This window comes from Nocardioides sp. P5_C9_2 (genome assembly GCF_054049555.1).
In genome coordinates this window covers 1-7236 of record NZ_JBFUMD010000169.1, presented here as the reverse complement: position 1 = coordinate 7236, position 7236 = coordinate 1, and the positions used below count along the sequence as shown (strand labels likewise).

The window sequence follows — 7236 nt, the reverse complement described above, 5'->3', positions numbered from 1 at the left end:
GGATGAAGGACTCGCGGTCGGTACGCAGCCCGACCGTCGGGTCGGTCGGGATCTCGTCGAGCAGCCGGCCCCGGCCCCCTTCCGCGACGGTCGCGGCGACCGGCGGGTGCCCCTCGACCTCGATGACGACCGTGGTGCCCGGGTCGGCCCCGACGCGCTTGGCGAGCACGTAGCCGAGGCTCTCGCACAGGTAGTCGGTGGAGTGCGCCGCGGCCTCGGCGCCCAGCCCGCCGGGCTGGCCGACCGCGCGGCGTACGTCCTGCTCGTGCATCCACAGGTCGAGCGGACGGTTGCGCAGCAGCGTCAGGGTGCTCCAGCCGATGGCACCGAAGACGCCCGGCGCCGGGGCGTCGGGGTCGGTCGGCGGATCGGCCAGCAGCGCCGTGTGGCGTGCGGTCGCGGCGGCCCGGATCTCGTTGATGAGGTCGTCCGGGGTGGCGTCGCGGCGGGCGACCACACCCTGCTCGGTGAAACGGCCCATCATCCCGCGGGCGTGCGGGACGTCGCCGATCTCGACGTCGGCGTGCTCGGCACCGGCCAGCAGCGACTCGAGGTGCGCGGTGTGCGCGGCCACGGCGTGGACGTCCCAGCCCGGCAGGTCGGTGGGGGTCGCCCACTGCTCGGCCGGCACCTTCTCGAGCAGGGCGGTGAAGTCGTTGACGGCCTGCCACCACAGGTCGACGTAGCCGGTCAGTGCGACGTCGCCGCGGTCGTCCGCGGGAGGGGTGCTCATGGGGCGCACCCTAGTGGCACGCGCCGCTGGGGTCGCGGGGGACAATGGGGTACGTGCATGTCCGTGCTCCCGAGCTCACCGGCCGCGGCTGGCTCAACACCGCCGCCCCGCTCTCCGTCCGCGACCTGCGAGGTCGCTTCGTCCTCCTCGACTTCTGGACGTTCTGCTGCATCAACTGCCTGCACGTCCTCGACGAGCTGCGGCCGGTGGAGGAGCGGTACGCCGAGGAGCTGGTCGTCGTCGGAGTCCACTCGCCCAAGTTCGTCCACGAGGCCGATCCGGTCGCCCTGGTCGCCGCGGTCGAGCGGTATGCCGTCCACCACCCCGTGCTCGACGACCCCGAGCTCACCACCTGGCAGGCCTACACGGCGCGGGCCTGGCCGACGCTGGTGCTGATCGACCCGGAGGGGTACATCGTCGCCCAGTACGCCGGGGAGGGTCACGCCCACGCGATCGCCTCGCTGCTGGAGGAGCTCGTGCCCGAGCACCGCGAGCGGGGCACGCTCCAGCCCGGCGACTCGCCGTACGTCCCCCCGGTCGTGGAGCCGAGCGAGCTGCGCTTCCCCGCCAAGGCGGTGCCGGTGCCCCCCTCGTCCGCGGGGGGAGTCCCGGATGGCGGGGTGCTGGTCGCCGACGCCGGGCACGACGAGGTCGTCCTGCTCGACCGCGGTGGTGCGGTCCTCCGCCGGTTCGACGGCTTCCGCGAGCCCAACGGCCTGTGCCTGCTGCCCCCCGAGCTCGCGTCCAGGGTCGGGTACGACGTCGTGGTCGCCGACACCGTCGGGCACCGCCTCGCCGGCCTGTCGCTCGCGACCGGGGACGTGCGGACCCTCGCCGGCGACGGCACCCAGTGGATGCAGGGTGACGGCACGGAGCGACTCAGCAGCCCGTGGGACGTCGCCTGGTGGCAGGACCGGATCTGGATCGCGATGGCGGGCATCCACCAGCTGTGGACGTTCGACCCCGTGACCGGCGAGGTCGCGGTGGTCGCCGGCACCCTCAACGAGGGGCTGCTCGACGGTCCCGCCGGGGAGGCGTGGTTCGCCCAGACGAGCGGGCTGGCCGCCGACGGCGACCGGCTGTGGCTCGCCGACGCGGAGACGTCCTCCCTGCGCTGGATCGAGGCGCCGTCGCCGGGGCGGCCCGCTGCGGTCCACACCGCGGTCGGGACCGGGCTGTTCGACTTCGGCTTCCGCGACGGCCCGGCCGGCGAGGCGCTGCTCCAGCACCCCCTGGGCGTGGCCGTGCTCCCCGACGGCTCGATCGCGGTCGCGGACACCTACAACGGCGCCGTACGCCGCTTCGCCGACGGGCGGCTGACCACCCTGGCCGTCGACCTCGTCGAGCCCAGCGGGCTCCTCCTCGACCCGGACGGTGGCGGCCTGGTCGTCGTCGAGTCGGCCGCCCACCGGCTGACCCGGGTGCCGCTCGACGCGAGCGTCGCCGCGGCGGACTTCAGCCACACCACCCAGCGTCCGGTGACCGACGTCGGCGCCCGGTTGTCGCTGGAGATCGCCTTCACCCCGCCCCCGGGGCAGAAGGTCGACGACCGCTTCGGCCCGCCGTCGCAGCTGATGGTGACCGCGACCCCGCCCGCGCTGATCCGCGACGGCGAGGGGCGGGGCACCGACCTGCGTCGCGAGCTCGTCCTCGACCCAACGGTGGGGGACGGGGTGCTGCACGTGGCGGCCCGGGCCGCCTCCTGCGACGAGGGCGGCGGTGACGGGGCGGCCTGCCACATGCACCAGCAGGACTGGGGCGTGCCGGTGCGGATCACCGCCGACGGCGACGCGGTGCTCGCCCTGCCCCTGGGCGGCGGTGCGACCTGAGTCACGGGGTGACTCAGGTCGTACCGGGCCGCGAGGTGCCGTCGCGCCGCCGGTGCACGGAATGCGGACGGCCACGTCCTACCCTCGGTGCAGTCACGGCGCACCGGCGCCGTCGTACGAAGGAGCACATCATGGGTATCGGTCTCGGCATCGTCCTGCTCGTCCTCGGTCTCATCCTGCTGACCGGAGCCGTCGACCTGAGCGCCATCGACGAGTTCGTCGCCAGCGAGACGCTCGGCTGGATCCTGGTGGCGGCGGGCGTCCTGTCGCTGGTGCTCGCGCTCGTGATGAACCAGCAGCGCTCGCGCACCACGCACGTCGAGGAGCGTCGCGAGATCTGACTGTGGCGCCGGCCCCCCGGCACTTGTAGCGTGCGAGGCACCGTTCCGACAGGCGGGCGCACTCACCCAGGGGCAGCCATGGACATCGTCATCATCGGGGGCGGCATCGCCGCAGCCAACGCCGCACGGGAGCTCCGCGACCGGGGGCACGAGGACGGGATCGTGGTCCTCGCCGCCGAGCGCCACCTGCCCTACGAGCGGCCCCCGTTGTCCAAGGGCATCCTGCTGGGCGATGCGACACCGGAGTCCGCGCACGTCATGGAGCAGCAGTGGTACGACGACAACGACGTCGACCTGCGCACCGGCACGGTGGTCACCGGCATCGACCTGGACCGCCGTCAGGTGCACGCCGGGGCCGAGTCGGTGCCCTACGACCGGTTGTTGATCGCCACCGGGGCCACGCCCCGCCGCTTCGGCGACCTCGACGACGCGGACGTGCCGGTCACCTACCTGCGGACCATCGACGACTCGGTGGCCCTCAAGGAGGCCTTCCTGGGCCACATCCTGGTCGTCGGTGCCGGCTGGATCGGCCTCGAGGTGGCCGCCGCCGCCCGGTTGGCCGGCGTGGACGTCACCGTCGTCGACCCGGCCGAGCAGCCGCTGCTGGGGGTCCTGGGCCCCGAGCTCGGTGCCCGGTTCGCCGAGCTGCACCGCGGCCACGGCGTCGACCTGCGCCTCGCGACGACCGTCGAGTCCACCGAGGGGGGCTCGGTGCGGCTCTCCGACGGTCACGAGGTGACCCCCGACCTGGTCGTCGTGGGGATCGGCGCGGTCCCCGACGACCGGCTCGCCCGCGAGGCGGGGCTCGCCGTCGACAACGGCATCCTGGTCGACACGACCCTGCGGTCCAGCGATCCCTACGTCTTCGCGGTCGGCGACGTCGCCAACCACGACCACCCCGTCCTGGGCCGCCGGATCCGCGTCGAGCACTGGGACACCGCCCTGCACCAGGGCCGGGCCGCCGCGCGCGCCATGCTGGGCGACGACCAGCCCTACACCCGGCAGCCCTACTTCTTCACCGACCAGTACGACATGGGCATGGAGTACGTCGGCAGCGTCGGGCCCGACGGTCACGACGAGATGGTGGTCCGTGGTGACGACCTCGTCGCCGGACTCACCGTGCTGTGGGCGAAGGACGGCACCGTCGTCGCCGGCATGCACGCCAACGACTGGGACGCCACCGACACGATCCGCGCCCTCGTCGGTGGGCCGGTGCCCGAGAGGTTCTCCGACACCACCGTCCCGCTGGCCGATCTCGTCACCCCACCCGAGGACGACTAGAGCCAGCCGTGCGCCTGCGCGATCCGGGCGGCCTCGCCCCGGGTGGCGGCCCCGGTCTTGCCGATCGCCGAGGACAGGTGGTTGCGCACGGTGCCCTGTGAGAGGTGGGCCGCGCGCGCGATGGTGGCGACCGGCGAGCCGTCGAGGGCCAGCCGCAGGATCTCGGTCTCCCGCGCCGTCAGCGGGGACGGGCCGGCCATCAGGGACTCGGCCGCCAGGGTGGGATCGACGACCCGCAGGCCCGCGTGGACGCGGCGTACGGCGTCGGCGAGCTCACGCGCCGGGGTGTCCTTGACGACGAACCCGGCCGCCCCGGCGTCCAGCGCCCGGCGCACGTAGCCCGGTCGCCCGAAGGTCGTGACGATGAGGGACCGGACGGCGGGCAGCTCGCTGCGCAGCCGCTCGGCCACCTCGAGCCCGGTCAGACCGGGCATCTCGATGTCGAGCAGGCACACCTCGGCGCCGGAGTCCCGCGCGGCGTCGACGACCTCGTCGCCGCGGCCCACCTGGGCCACCACGGTGAGGTCGCTCTCGAGGTCCAGGAGGGCGGCGAGGGCGCCGCGGACGAGCGCCTGGTCGTCGGCCAGCAGCAGGCGGATCACGGGAGCAGCACCTCGACGCGGGTGCCGGGGTCGGCGTCACCGACGACCAGCGTGCCGCCCGCGTCGGTCACCCGCTCGCGCATGCCGCGCAGCCCGTTGCCCTCCGGGCGCGTGATCCCGGTGCCGTCGTCCGTGACGGTGATGCCGCGCGGGCCGAGGTCGACGACCACGGTGCTCGCCGCCGCGTGCCGGACCACGTTGGTCACCGCCTCCCGCAGCACCCACGCGAGCAGGGTGCGGTGCCGCGGGTCGGTGTCGGCCACCTCGCCGTGCACGACCGTGCCGACGCCGGCGTCGGCGAGGACCAGCGGGGCGGCGTCGAGCTCGGCCTCGAGGTTGCTGGCGCGGAGGCCGCCCACCGTCGAGCGGACCTCGGCCAGCGCCTGGCGCGCGGTCTCCTGGATCGACACCAGCTCGGCCCGGGCCCGCTCGGGGTCRACGTCGATGAGGCGGGCCGCCAGTTCGGCCTTGATGCTCAGCGCGGTGAGGGAGTGCCCGAGCACGTCGTGCACGTCGCGCGCCACCCGCTCGCGTTCGGCGACCAGCGCGAGTGCCGCGCGGGTCTCGTCGGCGCGGTGCTCGCCCTCGGTGAAGACCCGCAGCAGCACCATGCCGATGATGATCGGCCAGACCATGAGGAAGAAGAACGCCGGGAACCCGTCGCCGGCCACCAGGGACAACAGGGGGAGCAGCGCCACCACGGTGGTGACGCGCGGCCACCACGGGGACGGGAGCATCAGCGCGGCGTAGACGCCGAGGTAGGGCGTCAGCCCGATCGCCTCGACCCCGATGATGGTGGCGGTGGCCAGGCCCAGCGCGACGAGCAGGCCGAAGACGAGCCACGGCCGGTCGGCGAGCCAGCCGTAGCCGGCCAGGTAGACCACGGCGAACGCGGCGATGAAGGCCAGGCCGATGGCGGTGACCACGACCGACCCGGTCGCCTGGAACATCTCGATGACCGGGTAGACGAGGAAGACGAGCCAGATCCCCGCGAAGACCCACGCCCACCGCTCCCACGGGGAGGTGGTGGGGGTCGRGGTCGCCTGTCCCGCGGCCGTCACACCCGCTCCTGCCCCCGGCGCAGGCCCCACAGCGCCACCAGCGCGAAGATCACGGTCCACGCGAGCACGTTAGCGACCGGGAGCCACAGCGGGTCGTGGGTGCCGCCCGGTGTCCAGCCGTCGGTGAGCGGGTAGCGGGCCAGCGCGGCGTACCCGTAGAGCGGCGTGAGCCGGCCGATGTCGAGGATCAACCCCGACATCGGGGTGAACACGTTGCCGAGGAACGCCATGATGACGATCAGCCCCGACGCGATGCCGACCGTGTTGTCGCCGCGGAAGGCCAGGCACACGGCGAGCCCGTAGACCGCGAACAGGGCCGATCCCGCCCAGACGATGACGCCGGACAGCAGCCAGTCGGAGGTGGTGCCGGCGGCGCCCGTGGCGGCGCCGATCGCATAGATGAGGGCGACCGGGACCGCGGCGACGGCCATCGCGAGGCCGGTCTTGAGGGTGAGGAACGACAGCGGCCGCATCGGTGTGAGCGCCAGCTGGCGCCCCCACCCACTGGTCCGCTCCMGGGTCGCGCTGCCGGCCACTCCCGTGGTCGCGGTCACGGCGCCGTACGCCGCCATCGAGATCATCACGTACATCGCGACGTTGCCGCTGCCCGCCGGGTCGTCGGACCCGAGGCCGAAGACGACGTACATGAAGGCCGGCAGGGCGATGACGAAGAACATCTGCACCCGGTCGCGCAGCTGGCGACGCAGGTCGAGCGCGGCGTAGCCGACCAGGGCGGCCGGGGTCTGGACGGTCGTGCTCATCGGGAGGCTCCTGCCAGGTGGTCGGTGACGTCGTCGGTGCGGGTGAGGGCGAGGAAGGCGGCCTCCAGGCTGGCGCTGGAGACCTCGACGTCGGTGACGCCGAGGGGGGCCAGGGCCGCCCCGACGCGGGCCAGCCAGGCGGGGTCGACGCCGTCGCGGTGCACGACCTCGGTAGGAGGACGGAAGGAGACCGTCCGGCCGCCGAAGGCCGCCCGCACGTCCGCGGTCGGGCCGTCCTCGACGATGCGCCCGGCCTTCATCAGCACGGTGCGGGCGGCGAACTCGTCGGCCTCGGCGAGGTAGTGGGTGGCGAAGACGATGGTGCGTCCGCCGGCCGCGTCGGCGCGCATGGTCTCCCAGAACGCCTGCCGGCTGGCCACGTCCATCCCGGTCGTCGGCTCGTCGAGCACGATCAGGTCCGGGTCGGGCACCAGCGCCAGCGCGAACTTGAGGCGCTGCTGCTCACCGCCCGAGCACGCCTGGACCCGTCGGCGGGCGATCGGGGCCAGCCCGGCCCGCTCGACGACCTCCGCGACCCGGTCCCGGCGCCCGTGCAGCGTGGCGATCGCCTGCACGGTCTCCACGACGGTGAAGTCGCCGAGGAGGCCACCGGTCTGCATGACCGCGC

General features: G+C 74.0%; 8 protein-coding genes. 3 read left to right on the top strand and 5 right to left on the bottom strand.

Annotated features, from left to right (window positions below):
• On the bottom strand, positions 1 to 733 hold a 733-nt coding region (locus ACXJKL_RS10305; RefSeq protein ID WP_457206967.1), incomplete at its 3' end, for a maleylpyruvate isomerase family mycothiol-dependent enzyme.
• Between the two features lie 53 nt (positions 734 to 786).
• Here ACXJKL_RS10305 and ACXJKL_RS10300 point away from each other — a divergent pair.
• The 3 genes from ACXJKL_RS10300 to ACXJKL_RS10290 all read left to right on the top strand — a co-directional run bounded on the left by ACXJKL_RS10300 (position 787) and on the right by ACXJKL_RS10290 (position 4184).
• Positions 787 to 2562, top strand: a complete 1776-nt coding sequence (locus ACXJKL_RS10300) for an NHL domain-containing thioredoxin family protein (protein WP_457206966.1) — start codon at positions 787 to 789, stop codon at positions 2560 to 2562.
• Positions 2563 to 2693: 131 nt separating this feature from the next.
• Positions 2694 to 2903: a DUF6458 family protein gene (locus ACXJKL_RS10295; protein WP_457206965.1), complete on the top strand. Its 210-nt coding sequence runs from the start codon at positions 2694 to 2696 to the stop codon at positions 2901 to 2903.
• Between the two features lie 78 nt (positions 2904 to 2981).
• Positions 2982 to 4184: an NAD(P)/FAD-dependent oxidoreductase gene (locus ACXJKL_RS10290; protein ID WP_457206964.1), complete on the top strand. Its 1203-nt coding sequence runs from the start codon at positions 2982 to 2984 to the stop codon at positions 4182 to 4184.
• Here the strand turns inward: ACXJKL_RS10290 and ACXJKL_RS10285 are convergent.
• From ACXJKL_RS10285 to ACXJKL_RS10270, 4 genes are all read right to left on the bottom strand, one after another.
• Positions 4181 to 4786 (bottom strand): response regulator, encoded by a 606-nt coding sequence (locus ACXJKL_RS10285; protein WP_457206963.1) that lies wholly within the window; start codon positions 4784 to 4786, stop codon positions 4181 to 4183. The two genes, ACXJKL_RS10290 and ACXJKL_RS10285, sit on opposite strands and share 4 nt — an antisense overlap.
• Complete coding sequence (locus ACXJKL_RS10280; protein ID WP_457206962.1) at positions 4783 to 5847, bottom strand: sensor histidine kinase; 1065 nt, start codon at positions 5845 to 5847, stop codon at positions 4783 to 4785. Before ACXJKL_RS10280 ends, ACXJKL_RS10285 begins: the two co-directional genes overlap by 4 nt.
• Complete coding sequence (locus ACXJKL_RS10275) at positions 5844 to 6608, bottom strand: ABC transporter permease (RefSeq protein ID WP_457206961.1); 765 nt, start codon at positions 6606 to 6608, stop codon at positions 5844 to 5846. The genes ACXJKL_RS10280 and ACXJKL_RS10275 overlap by 4 nt, the downstream gene beginning before the upstream one ends.
• On the bottom strand, positions 6605 to 7236 hold a 632-nt coding region (locus ACXJKL_RS10270), incomplete at its 5' end, for an ATP-binding cassette domain-containing protein (protein WP_457206960.1). The genes ACXJKL_RS10275 and ACXJKL_RS10270, both read right to left, overlap by 4 nt.

Excerpts from the sequence above, each read along its gene's own strand:
- ACXJKL_RS10295 (WP_457206965.1), top strand. The coding sequence starts at position 2,694 with ATGGGTATCGGTCTCGGCATCGTCCTGCTCGTCCTCGGTCTCATCCTG.
- ACXJKL_RS10290 (WP_457206964.1), top strand. The coding sequence starts at position 2,982 with ATGGACATCGTCATCATCGGGGGCGGCATCGCCGCAGCCAACGCCGCA.